The organism is Maribacter sp. R77961 (assembly GCF_044594925.1).
Lineage (GTDB): Bacteria > Bacteroidota > Bacteroidia > Flavobacteriales > Flavobacteriaceae > Maribacter.
In genome coordinates this window covers 3807959-3822562 of record NZ_CP138991.1, presented here as the reverse complement: position 1 = coordinate 3822562, position 14604 = coordinate 3807959, and the positions used below count along the sequence as shown (strand labels likewise).

Here is a 14604-nt window from a genome sequence, read left to right as displayed (position 1 = left end):
GTATGTCTGGTAGAAGTATACTTAAACGAATAGATTGGCTTACTGTATTCATCTACTTATCCTTGGTTATTATTGGATGGTCAAATATTTACTCTAGCACCTTCACAGAAACACAGGATGCACTCTTCGATTTTGGCACCTTACACGGGAAACAGTTATTTTTTATAGGAGTAAGCTTAGTAGCAATCCTAGTGATTATGGCATTGGAAGTTAATTTTTATGAACGTTTTTCGAGCGTTCTCTATCTAATTTCCATGGTTTCACTATTAGGCCTCTTTGTCTTTGGAAAGACCATTGCCGGGGCCACCTCTTGGTACAGTCTGGGATTTATGAATTTCCAACCCTCGGAGCTTGCCAAAATAGCAACAGCTCTGGCGCTAGCGAAGTATTTAAGCGATATTCAGACCGACATTAAGCGTAGAAAAGACCAGCTCTATGCACTGTTAATTATACTCATCCCCGCGCTCCTTATAATTCCTCAACCAGATCCAGGAAGCGCGCTCGTATTCTTTGCTCTGGTCTTTGTTATTTTTAGAGAAGGACTACCGCTATTTTATCTCGGAATCGGCTTTTTCGCCATTCTTATTTTTGTAACTACGCTCATGTTCGGAACCATTTGGGTTACCATTGGCCTTGCCTTGCTACTAGTACTGCTGTTCGCATTAAAACGAAAAAGCTTTAAAGTCCCCATTTTCCCTTTGGCGATTGTGGTTATATTCACAATACTGTTTTCGCTCTCTGTTAATTTTGTTTTCAACAATGTATTCGAGCAACGACACAGGGACCGCTTTAGCCTGTGGTTACGACTAGAAAAAGACCCGGCCAAACTTGAACAAATTCGTAGGACAATTGGCTACAACACCTATCAATCAGAAAAAGCGATTGAGTCGGGAGGGTTTTGGGGTAAAGGATTCTTAGAGGGAACCAGAACCAAAGGAGATTTTGTTCCAGAACAGCATACCGACTATATCTTTAGTACTGTGGGTGAAGAGTGGGGGTTCCTTGGCACGGCCACCGTAGTTATTCTTTTCACTATACTATTATTAAGATTGATTTCCTTAGCGGAACGGCAAAAAAACGACTTTGCAAGAATGTATGGATATGGGGTGATTTCTATACTACTAATCCACTATTTTATAAATATTGGAATGGTAATTGGCGTGCTGCCAACCATTGGAATACCATTGCCTTTTTTTAGCTACGGTGGCTCTGGTCTATTATTCTTTACCATTTTGTTATTCATCTTTCTGAAGCTTGATACCAATAGACTTAAAGAAAGCTTTTAGAACTTCCAGTTTTTCAGGTGTATTTTAGACTCCAATTTTTCCTGCTCGCTAACCGGTAATCCTTTAAAAAAATCGATTCCTGTTCTGGATTCTAGTTCATCGATGCTAACCGCAAAACTCGACAATGGTTTGCTTTGTTCTTTATTTGGAAACAGAAAACCAATAACTTCCAACTTACCTGGACTTCCTTTAGCCACTATCTTATAAAAATAATCAGGCACAGCCACGTCCTCATCGCCAATTTCATAAAGGCCGCCCTCCAAAACACCTCCAGTAATTACATAAAGTTCCCCATATTTTTTTGCCCACGACCTTGTTTTCATTTCCAACCTATTCCAAATACCCGCATTAAAATCCCTATCCTGCGGACTTATATTACTGGTATAAAAAGTCTCGTTATAAGCTTGTTCAGAAAACCTGCGATCACCTGCAGGCACCAAATGCCCGCGATCGTAACCTGAGCCTTTGTAATTTCTCCAATCCGCGGATTTTGATTTTACCCAAGGGTCTTCGATAAAATAAGGTCTTTTTCTGTCGTCATAGGTTAGGTGAGATTTACGCAGCACGTACACCACCCACTCCGCCTGCTCAAATCGTTCCTTATAGGACAAGGAAAAATAGGAGTGGTGTACCACCTCATCCGTTGTAGAACTTGGCAATAACGCTGCTGGAAAACTAGCCTCTTTTCCTTCTTCACCTATGGAATAGGTGCTAGGGGTATAAAAATTTTCAAAAAGCCAAAAACCTACAATACAAATAAGGATTAAAACCGAGTAAATAGTTCTATTTTTAGTATCAAAACGCATCGCTCAAATTTAGTTTAATTTTGTAAGAAGCAATGAACTAAAACGACTTAGAAAGCGTTAAAGAACTTAAAAAAAAGAAAGGAAAATTATGACTTTAACATGGAAAGATGTTATTCATTTTTCAGTGAACGGAAATCCTGTTCCTGATAATAGAGTTGAGAAAACTGAAGAAGAATGGAGAGCTATCTTAACTCCTGAACAGTTTAGAATTACCAGAAAAAAAGGTACAGAGGCCCCTCATTCGGGAGCATTGTGCAGTGTGCATGATGCTGGCAAATATGAGTGTATCTGTTGTAGTACGCCACTATTTGATTCTACCATAAAGTTTGAATCCGGGACGGGATGGCCAAGTTTTACACAGCCTATAAAAGAGAACGCCATTAAGTATATAAAAGATGTAAGCTTTGGAATGATACGGGTAGAGGTGCTCTGCAATACGTGCAATGCGCATCTTGGCCATGTTTTTCCTGACGGACCCGAGCCAAGTGGACTACGTTACTGTATTAATTCTGAATCCATGAAAATTACGAAAGAAATAAATGAGTAAAAATATAGAAGTTATAACCGTTGGCGGTGGTTGCTTTTGGTGTACCGAAGCGGTTTTTCAAGAAGTAAACGGTGTTCATAAAGTAGTATCTGGATATACAGGCGGTAACGCTCCGGGAAGGCCAACCTATAGAGAAATATGTTCTGGACTAACAGGTCATGCAGAAGTAGTACAGGTAACCTTTGATGCAGCGGTTATTTCCTTGGCGGATATTTTGGTAATATTTATGACTACACATGACCCTACCACCCTTAATAGACAAGGAGCGGATGTGGGTACGCAATACCGCTCTGTAATCTATTATCAAAACGACAGGCAAAAGGAAACCGCCAACGCGGTCATTAAAGAGCTAAACCCTTATTATGAAAATGCTATAGTAACCGAGGTAAGCCCTTTGGGTATTTTCTATGATGCGGAAAAAGCACATCAAGATTATTATATAAACAATAAATCTCAAGGCTATTGCCAAGTAGTAATTAACCCAAAGCTGTCCAAGCTTAGGAAATTACATGGAGATAAGCTTAAGGTCTAATAAAAAAAGCCGCTCAATGAGCGGCTTTTTTTATTCTTTGAAATGGAATGCTAACCTTTTACGCTAGCTAGCTTTCCGTTTTTTATATTTTTTATATTATTCATTTTTAAATCTTGTAAAACATTTACAGCCTCCTCTACATAAACATCCTTCGCTAAATTTTTGTGCCAGCGGTTTCTTTTTTCCCTTAGAACAGAATCTTTCGTGAATAAGGCTTCTTCGTATTTTAAAGATTTAAAAGTAAGTTTAGAATCATACTCGGAAAGGCTTTTGAAATAATTAGACTTTTCCTTGTCTTTCACTTTTTCTTCTTTATATGTCTCATAGTTCAATGAAATCTCGGTTTCTTCCTGTTCTGCCTTGAGCCATTGTGCATTTTCCTCAATCAATTTAATCTGGGGATTTACCGCCATCCGCTTTTTACTGTTCGCTATGGTTTGGTCATAATCGATATAACCATCCCAAATTTCATACTCAGCAGGAGTAATCTTATCCCATTTTAACGGATTGGATTGGTCTCTTTCTCCCAAATCTATATAACTATACTTATCCGGTACCACAACATCACTCTTAACGCCTTCTAACTGTGTTGATCCTCCATTAATACGGTAAAATTTCTGTGTAGTTAACTTTATGGCACCTAAATCTCCATGTTCATTACTGCGCACTATGTTATCCAAAGGAATTACGTTTTGTACGGTTCCTTTGCCAAAAGTTTGTTTACTTCCTATAACGACCGCACGCTTATAATCCTGCATGGCAGCAGCCAATATTTCTGAAGCCGAAGCGGATAGTTCATTCACCAGTATTACAAGGGGTCCAGACCACTGAATTCTTTCATCTTTATCTTCGTAAACATCTTTTTCCTTACTACTAGACCTTACTTGTACTACGGGACCTTCTTTAATGAACAACCCAGCCATCTCTACTACAGTTTTTAAAGATCCTCCACCATTATCCCTTAAATCTAAAATGAGACCTTCTGCTCCTTCTTGCTTTAAGCGCTCTACCTCCTTTGCAACGTCGGAAGCAGCGTTTCTTTCACTATAATCTTCAAAATCTACATAAAACTTAGGTAGGTTTATGAGTCCGAATTTCTCGTCACCTCTGATAATGTTAGCAGATTTGGCATAAGATTCCTCTAGCTCTACCACATCTCTAGTCAACGAAACCTCTTCTAAAGAACCATCTACTTTTCTAACCGTAAGGTCAACTATAGTTCCCTGTGCTCCTTTTATCAACTTAATGGCATCATCTAAACGCATTCCAACAATGTTGATAGATTCTTCTCCGTTCTGACCAACTTTTAAAATCTGATCACCAACTTCTAAACGTGCATCTCTCCATACCGGTCCCCCAGAAATAATCTCTACTATTTTAGCTCCTTCAGGTTTCTTTTGAAGTCTTGCTCCTATACCTTCGAACTTACCTGACATGTTCATATCAAACTTTTCCTTATCGTCTGGCGCAAAGTAAAATGTATGCGGATCAAATTCATCAACAATAGTATTGATATATTGCACAAACCAATCTTTACGTTCTAGGTCCGCTATAAAATCGAAAAACTCGTCTAAGGTAGATTCCGTAGACGCTCTAGCTTCTTTTTCTGCTTCCTCTGGCGAGTGTGCCTCGTGCCCATGATCATCAAAGACACCATCTACATTATCCTTCTCGGCATGCGCTATCTTAGAATCGTAAGTGCCTAAGGTGGCATACTTTAGTTGTTTTCTCCAACGTTCCTTTAATTCAGCTTTATTGGCAACAAAGTCTTCATTTTCATATTTAATACTGATACTTTCATTTTCATTATAATCAAAAGGAGTTTTTAGGACTTCGCTATAAATTTCCTTGGCATCGTCCATACGTTCGATAAGCCTATCGTAAACCATATTAAAAAAGGTGATATCCGTGTTTTTTATCTGATCATCTATCTGAAACTTATACTGTTCGAATTCCTTAATATCAGTCGCTAAAAAATAACGCTTTGTAGGATCAATAACATCTATAAAATCCTCAAAGACATTGGCTGAAAAATCATCATTTATATTTTTTGGCTCGTAATGCCCTTTTTCTAATACGTATGTTATTAAGTCTAATAACAATTTATCCTTATCATCATTTTCAAAAGTTTTATTAGTAAAACTGCAAGAAGCAACAGCTATAAGCATTACCACTAAAACGTAGGCTAAATTTCTTTTCATAAAACTATCTTTTTTATTCCTTTTCAAAATCCTGAAATTTTAAGCGTAAGAACGCACCAGAATTCTCTAAGATAAAGAAAAAACCATGCCAATTTTGGGACATGGGATTAATTTTTTGTTAAACGACTAAATCGAACAATCTTATTTAAAAACGTATTTTTACGCTATAAAGTATGTTTGATGAAAAAACCTTTGATACTGGTTACCAATGATGATGGAATAACTGCTCCAGGCCTTAGATCACTAGTATTACTAATGAAAGAAATTGGTGAGGTAGTGGTAGTTGCGCCCGACAGTCCGCAATCTGGAATGGGACATGCAATTACATTGGATAGCACGCTTTATACCACTAAGATGAATCCCGATTTTGGAGCATTGGGAGTTGAGGAATATAGCTGTAGCGGCACACCTGCAGATTGTGTAAAATTGGCACTTCAAGAGCTTTTGGAAAGAAAACCTGACATTTGCGTAAGCGGTATAAACCATGGTGCAAACTCGGCTATAAACGTGATATACTCTGGTACAATGAGTGCTGCTATAGAAGCTGGTATTGAAGGGGTGCCCGCCATTGGATTCTCTTTATGTGATTATACTTGGGATGCCGATTTCTCACAAGCTAAAGCGTTTATTAAAAATATCGTTAAAGAAGCGTTACTTCATGGAATACCAAAAGATGTAGTACTGAACGTAAATATCCCCAAATTAACCACAGCGGAAATTAAAGGTGTTAAAATATGCCGCCAAGCAAAAGCAAATTGGAAAGAAAAATTTGACAAAAGAACCAACCCCATGGGCAAGGATTATTACTGGCTCACCGGAGAATTTGAATTACTGGATAAAGGTGAAGATACGGACGAGTGGGCACTGGCAAATGGATACATCTCCATAGTTCCGACCCAGTTCGACCTTACCGCGCACCATGCCATACAAGCTATAAACAATTGGAATTTAGAATGAACACTAAAAAAGAACTACTTATAGGTTTTATTGTAGGACTTATAGCCAATACGGTTGGAACACTATTGTACATACTCCTATTTTCGGATTTGAGCATCACAGAAACCTATAATGCGGCAATTGCTCAAGGACATGTGGGCAGCCTATTAGCATTGGGCGCCATTTTAAACCTCGTTGCATTTTTTGGTTTTTTAAGAATCAAAAGAGACCAGCGTGCCAAAGGTGTTTTAATAGCCACCTTACTCACTGCACTACTGATTCTATACTATAAGATTTTTTAGATGAAGTACTATATCATTGCCGGAGAAGCATCGGGTGATCTTCACGGGTCTAATTTAATCAAAGAACTTAAACTTCAAGATAAGCATGCAGACATACGCTGCTGGGGTGGTGATTTGATGCAAAATGCTGGCTGCACATTGGTAAAACATTATAAGGAAATGGCCTTTATGGGTTTCCTTGAGGTGCTATTAAACTTAAATTCAATTTTTAAGAATATTAAATTCTGTAAAGAAGATATTCTGATTTTTAAGCCGGATATGCTGATTTTTATCGATTATTCGGGGTTTAATCTTAGAATCGCCAAATGGGCAAAAGTCAACGCATTCAAGACCAATTATTATATTTCGCCGCAGATATGGGCTTCAAGGGAAGGGCGCATCGAAAAAATAAAAAGGGATATTGATGCCATGCACGTCATATTGCCTTTTGAGAAAGACTTCTACGAGAGAAAACATAATTTTCCCGTTAATTTTGTGGGACACCCTTTATTAGACGCCATTGCCGATAGGCCTAAGCTAGATGAACCTCGTTTTAGAGAAGAACATCAAATGCACCCAACGAAACCTATTGTAGCACTATTACCCGGCAGTCGTAAGCAAGAGGTTCAAAAAATGTTGCAGATTATGCTATCGCTTGCTACTGATTTTCAAGACTACGAATTCGTAATTGCCGGTGCACCTAGTTTAGATAAGGTCTTTTACAATTCCTTCTTGGCTAATAAGAACATTAAATTTGTACAGAGTAGAACCTACGATTTATTGTCCATAGCCCACGCTGCAATTGTTACTAGTGGCACAGCGACTTTAGAAACTGCTTTATTCAAAGTACCTCAAGTGGTTTGTTATAAGGCTAATTGGATATCTTATCAAATTGCAAAACGCATTATTACCTTAGACTATATTTCTTTGGTGAACCTTATTATGGAAAAGGAAATCGTAAAGGAATTGATACAGGACAAGCTTACAAAAGAACATTTAAAGAGCGAATTAAATCTCATATTAGCTGGTCCGAACAGAAAAAACCAGCTTTCTGCCTACGAGATATTAAGTCAAAAATTAGGAGGGTCTGGAGCAAGCAAGAAAGCCGCCGCATTAATCATTTCCAATGCCAAAGAATAGACGCATTTTTCAATAATTAATTCAGGTATTCTAGTGCTTACAAAATAATTCTATAATTTTGATGTTCAGCTATTAAAGCACACTTAGACCTTATGCGTTCATCTATCTGTATTCTATTGTTCTTATGTTTGGCTAGTTGCGGAAGCAGTAAAAAAGGTAAAACCGCTACGCAGGCACGTAAAATTTCCGTTGCAGCGGCGGACAATGCACGACGTGGAAACACAAATACCACTACTACCCGTAGGGTCGAAAACACCACTAAAAGAACCAGCCTCTCCACGGCAGATAATGTTATTAATACCGCGCTAACCTTTTCTGGTGTTCGGTATAAGTTTGGTGGCACCACCCGAAAAGGAATGGATTGCTCAGGATTATTGTACGTTTCTTTTGGAAAGCATGACGTTAAGCTTCCCAGGACATCCATACATATGGCCGAAGAAGGTAAAAAAATAAGGGTCAGGGATGTGGAAAAAGGGGATTTACTATTCTTTAAGACCAATAAACGAGCGAAAAGAATAAACCATGTAGGCATGGTCGTAGCCGTTGAGAACAATGAAATTAAATTCATACATGCCTCATCATCCCGAGGAGTAACCGTTTCTTCTTTGCGCGAAGGTTACTGGAACCAGGCTTTCGTAAAAGCAACTAGGATTCTTTAGAATGAAGTTATTTGCGTTTGTTCCCGTAAAATTGACGCTACTTCTCATTATCGGAATACTTATTGGCCGCTATTTTTCTTTTGATATTATATACCCTCTTGGCACAACACTCTTTCTAATCCTTACGCTTGGAGTATGTTATTACGTAGAAAAAAATACAATATCAACACTGTTCGCAACCATAGCGGCTGCAGCCACAATTTCTTTGGGCGCACTAACCTATAAACAAGCACAGCCGAGAAATTCCAGTTCGCATTACAGCAAATTAGGCTTCAAGAAAGATGACCTATGGCAACTTAAAATTAAAGAAGTCCTTAAACCCTCATCGTTTTCTCAACGTTACATAGCTACTGTGATCAGTGTAAAAAATAAGTCGGTCTCGGGAAAGATAATCCTCAATAAAAAATTAGATACTGTAGCTCCGACCCTACAAGTAGATGATGAATTTTGGACCTATACGAAGCCAGTATCCATTCATCTTCCATTAAATCCGCATCAATTTAATTACAAGCACTATTTAGAACAATTAGGTATATACCACCAGATAAATCTGAATTCCTCTAATTACATAAAAAGCAAGACCGCTGACCATACAATTTATGGTATGGCAGCTAAAGCCAGGAGTCATATCATTAATAAGCTGAAGGAGAAGAATTTTGGAACAAACGAGCTAGGCGTTATCCAAGCCCTATTACTAGGACAACGTACCGACCTATCCGAGGAAACTTATGACAATTACAAGAAAGCAGGTGCTGTGCATATCCTTGCTGTTTCAGGCTTACATATTGGAATACTGTTATTCTTAATCCAGTTTTTACTTAGTCCATTAAGAACGTTGCCCCATGGGAATAATATTATCCTAGTTGTCTCTGCACTGCTCCTCTGGGGATTTGCTTTCTTGGCCGGACTATCGGCTTCCATTATACGGGCGTGCACCATGTTTACCTTCATAGCCTACGCCCTCTCTTTGAACAGGCCCAGCAACACCGCTAATATCCTATCGCTTTCGTTGTTCTTTATACTACTATTCATTAATCCTAACTTACTATTTCATGTAGGTTTTCAAATGAGCTACGCAGCAGTATTTGCAATTGTTGGGATATATCCCTTATTGCAGAAGTTATGGTTTCCAAAGAATAAAATAATCCGTTATCTGTGGCAATTACTCTCGGTTAGTATTGCCGCACAGCTAGGGGTGCTTCCCATAAGCCTATTCTATTTCCATCAATTCCCTGGTTTATTCTTTATCTCGAACTTACTTATAGTACCAGCATTAGGAGCAATACTAGGTACTGGCATTGTAGTAATCTTCCTTTCTCTGGGCGATGCTTTACCTGATTGGTTGGTGTGGACATTTAACAAGCTTATCCTATGGATGAATACGGTTGTGGATGTAGTCGCTAAACAAGAAGCTTTTATCTTAAGCGCTATTTCTTTTGATTATATACAACTGGTCATCGGCTACGTGATTATTATACTTATGGTGGGTTTGTTTACAAAAATCACTTTTAGAAGAGTAGTATTCTTTTTATTAGGCCTATTAGGTTTTCAACTCTGGACAACTTATGCAGTGTACGATGCTAGCAAACAGGAAGACATCTTACTCTTACATCAAACTAAAAATACAATTTTGTTGAACCGTAATGGTCATAATTTGACAGTGTTGAGCAATAATCCTTTTAAAACGGAGAACATCTTAAAGAATTTTGAAGTACAGGAACACATTTCTAATACGGCCTACGATTCGCTTCAGGAAGCCTATACCGTTTTAGACCAATCTTTACTTATAATAGACAGCTTGGGCATATATCCTTCCACTACCAAGGAGCGCACCATCTTACTAAGCCATTCTCCAAAAATTAACCTAGAACGCTTCATACAGGAGACTAAACCAACAATGATACTAGCCGACGGTAGTAATTACAAGAGCTACGTAGTACGTTGGAAAAAGACTTGTAAAAAATTAAAACTCCCATTTCACTACACGGGTGAAATGGGAGCCTATTCGTTTAAATCAAAAAGTTATTAATGGTCGGATAGTTCAAAACCTTCGGTTTCATCATCATGAATAACAGTTTCTTTATCCTCTGCACCATGTGTTAATCGTTTCAACGGTTTTAATAACAATATCACTAAAAGTCCAAAGAGGACGGCGAACACAAATAGTCCTCCAAATACTTTAAATTCTCCGGCTTGAACGGAGCTTTCTCCTATAACTCCCGCAACCTTGTTCCCCAATCCCGTGGCTGCCCAGTAAACACCCATCATTAGCGCCATATATCTGTCCGGTGCCAACTTGGTGAAGAACGATAGCGAAACAGGGGAAAGGCACAACTCTCCAAGCGTATGAAACAAATAGGCCAATACTAACCAATACATTGCAGAACTTCCATTAGCCTCATACTGCATGGAGGCAAATACCATATACACGAAACCCACACCCATAATGATAACACCGACCGCCATTTTAAAAATAGATGAAGCCTCCTTGCCCTTAAGCTTCCTTTTAGCCCAAAAATTAGCTACTAAAACCGCAAAGAGAATTATAAAACCTGCATTTGCTCCCTGAAACCAAGCTGCGGGAACCTCCCAACCCATAAACATTCTATTTGTCTTTTCCTCAGCATATAGATTCATCAATCCGCCCATTTGCTCAAAAGAACCCCAGAATACCACAACCATTAATAGCGATATCAATAATACCAAATATCTATCTTTTTCTACTTGACCGTTCAAATTCTTATAAATCATCATCATTAACCCTGTTACCAAAGTCAATACAATGAATAAGGCTCCATAACCCCAATGGTCCGGACCTTCAAATGTAAATCCTGCATAAAGTGACAAGGCCATTAATACCGTTACGATTCCTAGCTGCAATGGCGATTTCAATAATTGAGAGAAAAGTGTAGCAAGGCTTATATCCGAAGATTTCTCTTCTACAGTTGGCTCATTACCCACATGTGTTAAGAAACGTTGTCCGTATAAGTAAACTACTAGACCAAGTAACATTCCAATACCAGCCAAACCAAAACCATAGTGCCATCCATAAAGGGCAGCTACTAAACCAACGGACAGTGATGCCGTAAAAGAACCTAGATTAATACCTACATAGAATATACTAAATCCTTTATCCCTCCTAATATCATTCTGTTTGTACAGCCCTCCTACCATAGTGGAGATATTAGGTTTCAACATGCCAACTCCTAGAATCACCAGACCCAGACCTGTGTAATAGGCCCATATAGCATCTATTGCCAATACGCCGTGGCCTGCGGTCAAAAGAATGGCGCCAATGGTGACGGCCTTTTTCTGTCCTATTAATCTATCTGCTATAAAGCCGCCTGGAATACTCATCAAATACACCAGCATGGTGTACCATCCATAAAGGGCAAGTGCCTCTGTGGTTGACCACCCTAAACCACTTTGCGGATCATTCTCTAAGGTTTGTGCCGTCATATACAGTGTAAGAAGGGCTCGCATACCGTAATAGGAAAAGCGTTCCCACATTTCGGTAAAAAAGAGTACATATAGGCCTACCGGATGTCCAAAAAGTTCTCTTTGATGTGCTGGTTTCGTATTTGTCATAATTGGGTTGGTTTAATTCTTAATTCTTGGTTAGCGATTGGATTTCAAAAAATTCGTCATTTTATTGAACAAGTATACCCAGGTATTACCGCATAGACACCCTAATTTTTAGCTGAGACACACCCAAAATTTGGTGTACACAAAGCCTTAAAAAAGATGAAAGTTGATAATTCTACCAAGTTTACTACTATTTCCGGTAAAAATAACGAATTGTGCAAAAAAGAAACCAATTTTAACGGTGCCGTACTCCCAATACAGTTCTGACCATTATTCTTATCTTTACTCCTTAGTCTGGAGTACATCAACCCTAAATTCGTTAGCGTTTTTCATCTCCCAACACCAATTACAAATATCAAATACATGCCAAAGCCAATAGCTGGTTTCTCCAAACTTTCCAAGCAAGAAAAAATAGATTGGATTGTATCTAATTATATACAGCACCCGGACCGAGGCAAAGAAATTATCACAAGCTATTGGAATACGGACGAAAAATTACAACACCTACATGACGAGTTTATAGAGAATACGTTTACCAACCTATATATTCCATTAGGTATAGCGCCCAACTTTTTAATAAATGATAAACTACTTGCCATTCCCATGGCTATTGAGGAAAGTTCGGTCGTTGCCGCGGCGAGTAAGGCGGCTAAGTTCTGGTTAGGTAGAGGCGGTTTTAAAACTAAAGTATTAGGCACCGAAAAGGTGGGCCAAGTACATTTCATATTTAAAGGTGACACCGATAAACTAAATACTTTCTTTACCGCTATAAGCCCTAAATTATTTAAAGCGACCGATAGTTTAACGGAAAGTATGGCCAAACGCGGTGGTGGTATTTCTAAAATAGAACTAAGGGACAAAACCGAGGATTTAGCAAATTACTACCAATTACATTGCACCTTTGAAACCAAGGACGCTATGGGAGCGAACTTTATAAATAGTTGTTTAGAACAATTTGCAAGCACCTTAAAGAGCGAAGCTTTGAACTATAGTTTATTTTCAGAAGCGGAAAGACAGATAGAAATAGTGATGAGTATCCTTTCTAATTATGTGCCCAACTGCTTGGTAAAAGCGGAAGTAAGCTGCCCGGTATCCGAATTGAACCTATCTACAGAAATAACGCCTGAAGAATTTGCTCAAAAAATGGTCAGGGCTGTTCAAATTGCAAAAGTAGAACCCTATAGAGCTGTTACCCACAATAAAGGAATCATGAACGGTATTGATGCAGTTGTTTTAGCCACAGGCAACGATTTTAGGGCAATTGAAGCAGGTGTCCATGCCTTTGCTTCCAAGGATGGTAAATACAGTAGCCTTACCCATGCTTCCGTTGAAAATGATGTTTTTAAATTTTGGATCGAATTACCACTGGCTCTCGGTACCGTAGGTGGACTAACAAAACTTCATCCTATGGTGAAATTAAACTTGGAACTTCTAAACAACCCATCAGCAGAAGAACTAATGCAAGTAATAGCTGTTGCGGGCTTGGCTCAGAACTTTGCCGCAGTAAGTTCTTTAGTAACCACAGGAATTCAAAAAGGTCATATGAAAATGCACCTAATGAATATTTTAAACCAACAGGGAGCAACGGAAAGTGAAAAAATTACCGTTGTCGAACATTTTAAAACGAACACCATTACACACCGTAGCGTAATAGATGTCTTAACAGGACTAAGAAAACAGTCATGACCAAAGAATTTTACAGTAACGGAAAACTCTTACTGTCTGGAGAGTATGCTATTTTAGATGGTGCCGAAGGTTGGGCAATTCCCACCAAATTTGGGCAATACCTTCGCGTTAATGATACCAACACCGAGACACTTTCATGGTGCAGTAGTGATGCAGACGGTACGGTTTGGTTCAAAGGATCGTACACCTTAAAAGATTTCAAGGAAATTTCGTCCACCAACGAAGAAATTTCTAAAAATCTTATCCGTATACTCAATGAAATACGCAGCCTAGAACCTAGCTTTCTGACTAACGCCAAAGGTTGTGAAGTGAAGACTGAGCTCACTTTCCCAAAGGCTTGGGGCTTGGGCACATCGTCAACATTAATAGCGAATCTAAGTTCATGGGCAAAAGTTGACCCCTATAAACTATTATCCAAAACTTTTGGAGGAAGTGCATACGATATTGCATGTGCGCAGTACGATATGCCTATCGTTTTTCAATTAAAAAATGCCACTCCATTAATTACCGAACTGCATACCACCCCTCCTTTTACAGCTTCCCTTTTTTTTGTGTACTTAAATCAGAAAAAAAATAGTAGAGAGGCCATAGCTTCCTACCGGAGTTTAAACATTGATAAAGCTAAATTGACCCATGACCTAAGCGAGCTTACTAGAAAGATGATTTTATCACCAAACCTTAGGGACTTTGAAGAATTAATAAACATACATGAAGAAAAGCTTTCTCAGGTATTACAAATTACTCCAATAAAGGAAAAACTCTTTCCGGATTATCAAGGAAGTATAAAAAGTTTAGGGGCCTGGGGTGGGGATTTTATTATGGCCACAGGAAATAACGAAACACCAGTCTACTTTAAATCAAAAGGCTATTCCGTTGTGTTGCCCTACGCCGAAATGATACTATAAAAAAAGTCTCCTTAGTGGAGACTTTTTTTATAGTATGTAA

The 14604-nt window shown here is 38.6% G+C and carries 13 protein-coding genes; 10 read left to right on the top strand and 3 right to left on the bottom strand.

Going from position 1 to position 14604, the window contains the following annotated elements; genetic code table 11:
- Positions 1–2 precede the first annotated feature (2 nt).
- Positions 3–1286, top strand: a complete 1284-nt coding sequence (gene rodA, locus SJY09_RS16400; RefSeq protein ID WP_396636784.1) for a rod shape-determining protein RodA — start codon at positions 3–5, stop codon at positions 1284–1286.
- Here rodA and SJY09_RS16395 read toward each other — a convergent pair.
- Positions 1283–2092 (bottom strand): DNA/RNA non-specific endonuclease, encoded by an 810-nt coding sequence (locus SJY09_RS16395; RefSeq protein ID WP_396636783.1) that lies wholly within the window; start codon positions 2090–2092, stop codon positions 1283–1285. The genes rodA and SJY09_RS16395 overlap by 4 nt on opposite strands.
- A gap of 88 nt (positions 2093–2180) precedes the next feature.
- Here SJY09_RS16395 and msrB point away from each other — a divergent pair, with 88 nt between their 5' ends.
- Both msrB and msrA read left to right on the top strand, forming a co-directional pair.
- Entirely contained in the window at positions 2181–2639 is a 459-nt protein-coding gene (msrB, locus tag SJY09_RS16390; RefSeq protein ID WP_396636782.1) for a peptide-methionine (R)-S-oxide reductase MsrB, read from the top strand.
- A complete protein-coding gene (gene msrA / locus SJY09_RS16385; RefSeq protein WP_396636781.1) occupies positions 2632–3171 on the top strand; it encodes a peptide-methionine (S)-S-oxide reductase MsrA in 540 nt (179 codons plus the stop codon). Before msrB ends, msrA begins: the two co-directional genes overlap by 8 nt.
- 50 nt (positions 3172–3221) lie before the next feature.
- Here msrA and SJY09_RS16380 read toward each other — a convergent pair whose 3' ends face one another.
- A complete protein-coding gene (locus SJY09_RS16380) occupies positions 3222–5372 on the bottom strand; it encodes a carboxy terminal-processing peptidase (protein WP_396636780.1) in 2151 nt (716 codons plus the stop codon).
- Positions 5373–5552: 180 nt separating this feature from the next.
- Here SJY09_RS16380 and surE point away from each other — a divergent pair, with 180 nt between their 5' ends.
- The 5 genes from surE (at position 5553) to SJY09_RS16355 (ending at position 10417) form a co-directional block, all read left to right on the top strand.
- A complete protein-coding gene (gene surE, locus SJY09_RS16375) occupies positions 5553–6329 on the top strand; it encodes a 5'/3'-nucleotidase SurE (RefSeq protein ID WP_396636779.1) in 777 nt (258 codons plus the stop codon).
- On the top strand, positions 6326–6610 hold the full coding sequence (locus SJY09_RS16370) for a hypothetical protein (protein WP_396636778.1): 285 nt from the start codon (positions 6326–6328) through the stop codon (positions 6608–6610). The genes surE and SJY09_RS16370 overlap by 4 nt, the downstream gene beginning before the upstream one ends.
- Entirely contained in the window at positions 6611–7729 is a 1119-nt protein-coding gene (gene lpxB, locus SJY09_RS16365; RefSeq protein WP_396636777.1) for a lipid-A-disaccharide synthase, read from the top strand. It abuts the gene before it with no gap.
- Between the two features lie 92 nt (positions 7730–7821).
- Entirely contained in the window at positions 7822–8388 is a 567-nt protein-coding gene (locus SJY09_RS16360; protein ID WP_396636776.1) for a C40 family peptidase, read from the top strand.
- 1 nt (position 8389) lies between these two features.
- The gene (locus tag SJY09_RS16355) at positions 8390–10417 is read left to right on the top strand and encodes a ComEC/Rec2 family competence protein (RefSeq protein WP_396636775.1); all 2028 of its coding nucleotides are present in this window, start codon (positions 8390–8392) and stop codon (positions 10415–10417) included.
- Here SJY09_RS16355 and SJY09_RS16350 read toward each other — a convergent pair.
- Positions 10414–11976, bottom strand: coding sequence for a peptide MFS transporter (locus tag SJY09_RS16350; protein ID WP_396636774.1), 1563 nt, complete (start codon positions 11974–11976; stop codon positions 10414–10416). The genes SJY09_RS16355 and SJY09_RS16350 overlap by 4 nt on opposite strands.
- A 360-nt stretch (positions 11977–12336) precedes the next feature.
- Here SJY09_RS16350 and SJY09_RS16345 point away from each other — a divergent pair, with 360 nt between their 5' ends.
- Together SJY09_RS16345 and SJY09_RS16340 are read left to right on the top strand one after the other, a co-directional pair.
- Positions 12337–13659, top strand: a complete 1323-nt coding sequence (locus tag SJY09_RS16345; protein WP_396636773.1) for a hydroxymethylglutaryl-CoA reductase, degradative — start codon at positions 12337–12339, stop codon at positions 13657–13659.
- The gene (locus tag SJY09_RS16340; protein ID WP_396636772.1) at positions 13656–14564 is read left to right on the top strand and encodes a GYDIA family GHMP kinase; all 909 of its coding nucleotides are present in this window, start codon (positions 13656–13658) and stop codon (positions 14562–14564) included. Before SJY09_RS16345 ends, SJY09_RS16340 begins: the two co-directional genes overlap by 4 nt.
- Positions 14565–14604: the final 40 nt, after the last annotated feature.

What these genes read in the sequence shown, in the direction of transcription:
- SJY09_RS16380 (WP_396636780.1), bottom strand. Translation starts at nt 5,372, where the DNA reads ATGAAAAGAAATTTAGCCTACGTTTTAGTGGTAATGCTTATAGCTGTT.
- msrB (WP_396636782.1), top strand. Translation starts at nt 2,181, where the DNA reads ATGACTTTAACATGGAAAGATGTTATTCATTTTTCAGTGAACGGAAAT.
- SJY09_RS16370 (WP_396636778.1), top strand. Translation starts at nt 6,326, where the DNA reads ATGAACACTAAAAAAGAACTACTTATAGGTTTTATTGTAGGACTTATA.
- lpxB (WP_396636777.1), top strand. Translation starts at nt 6,611, where the DNA reads ATGAAGTACTATATCATTGCCGGAGAAGCATCGGGTGATCTTCACGGG.
- SJY09_RS16360 (WP_396636776.1), top strand. Translation starts at nt 7,822, where the DNA reads ATGCGTTCATCTATCTGTATTCTATTGTTCTTATGTTTGGCTAGTTGC.
- SJY09_RS16340 (WP_396636772.1), top strand. Translation starts at nt 13,656, where the DNA reads ATGACCAAAGAATTTTACAGTAACGGAAAACTCTTACTGTCTGGAGAG.
- msrA (WP_396636781.1), top strand. Translation starts at nt 2,632, where the DNA reads ATGAGTAAAAATATAGAAGTTATAACCGTTGGCGGTGGTTGCTTTTGG.
- surE (WP_396636779.1), top strand. Translation starts at nt 5,553, where the DNA reads ATGAAAAAACCTTTGATACTGGTTACCAATGATGATGGAATAACTGCT.
- rodA (WP_396636784.1), top strand. Translation starts at nt 3, where the DNA reads ATGTCTGGTAGAAGTATACTTAAACGAATAGATTGGCTTACTGTATTC.
- SJY09_RS16355 (WP_396636775.1), top strand. Translation starts at nt 8,390, where the DNA reads ATGAAGTTATTTGCGTTTGTTCCCGTAAAATTGACGCTACTTCTCATT.
- SJY09_RS16345 (WP_396636773.1), top strand. Translation starts at nt 12,337, where the DNA reads ATGCCAAAGCCAATAGCTGGTTTCTCCAAACTTTCCAAGCAAGAAAAA.
- SJY09_RS16395 (WP_396636783.1), bottom strand. Translation starts at nt 2,092, where the DNA reads ATGCGTTTTGATACTAAAAATAGAACTATTTACTCGGTTTTAATCCTT.
- SJY09_RS16350 (WP_396636774.1), bottom strand. Translation starts at nt 11,976, where the DNA reads ATGACAAATACGAAACCAGCACATCAAAGAGAACTTTTTGGACATCCG.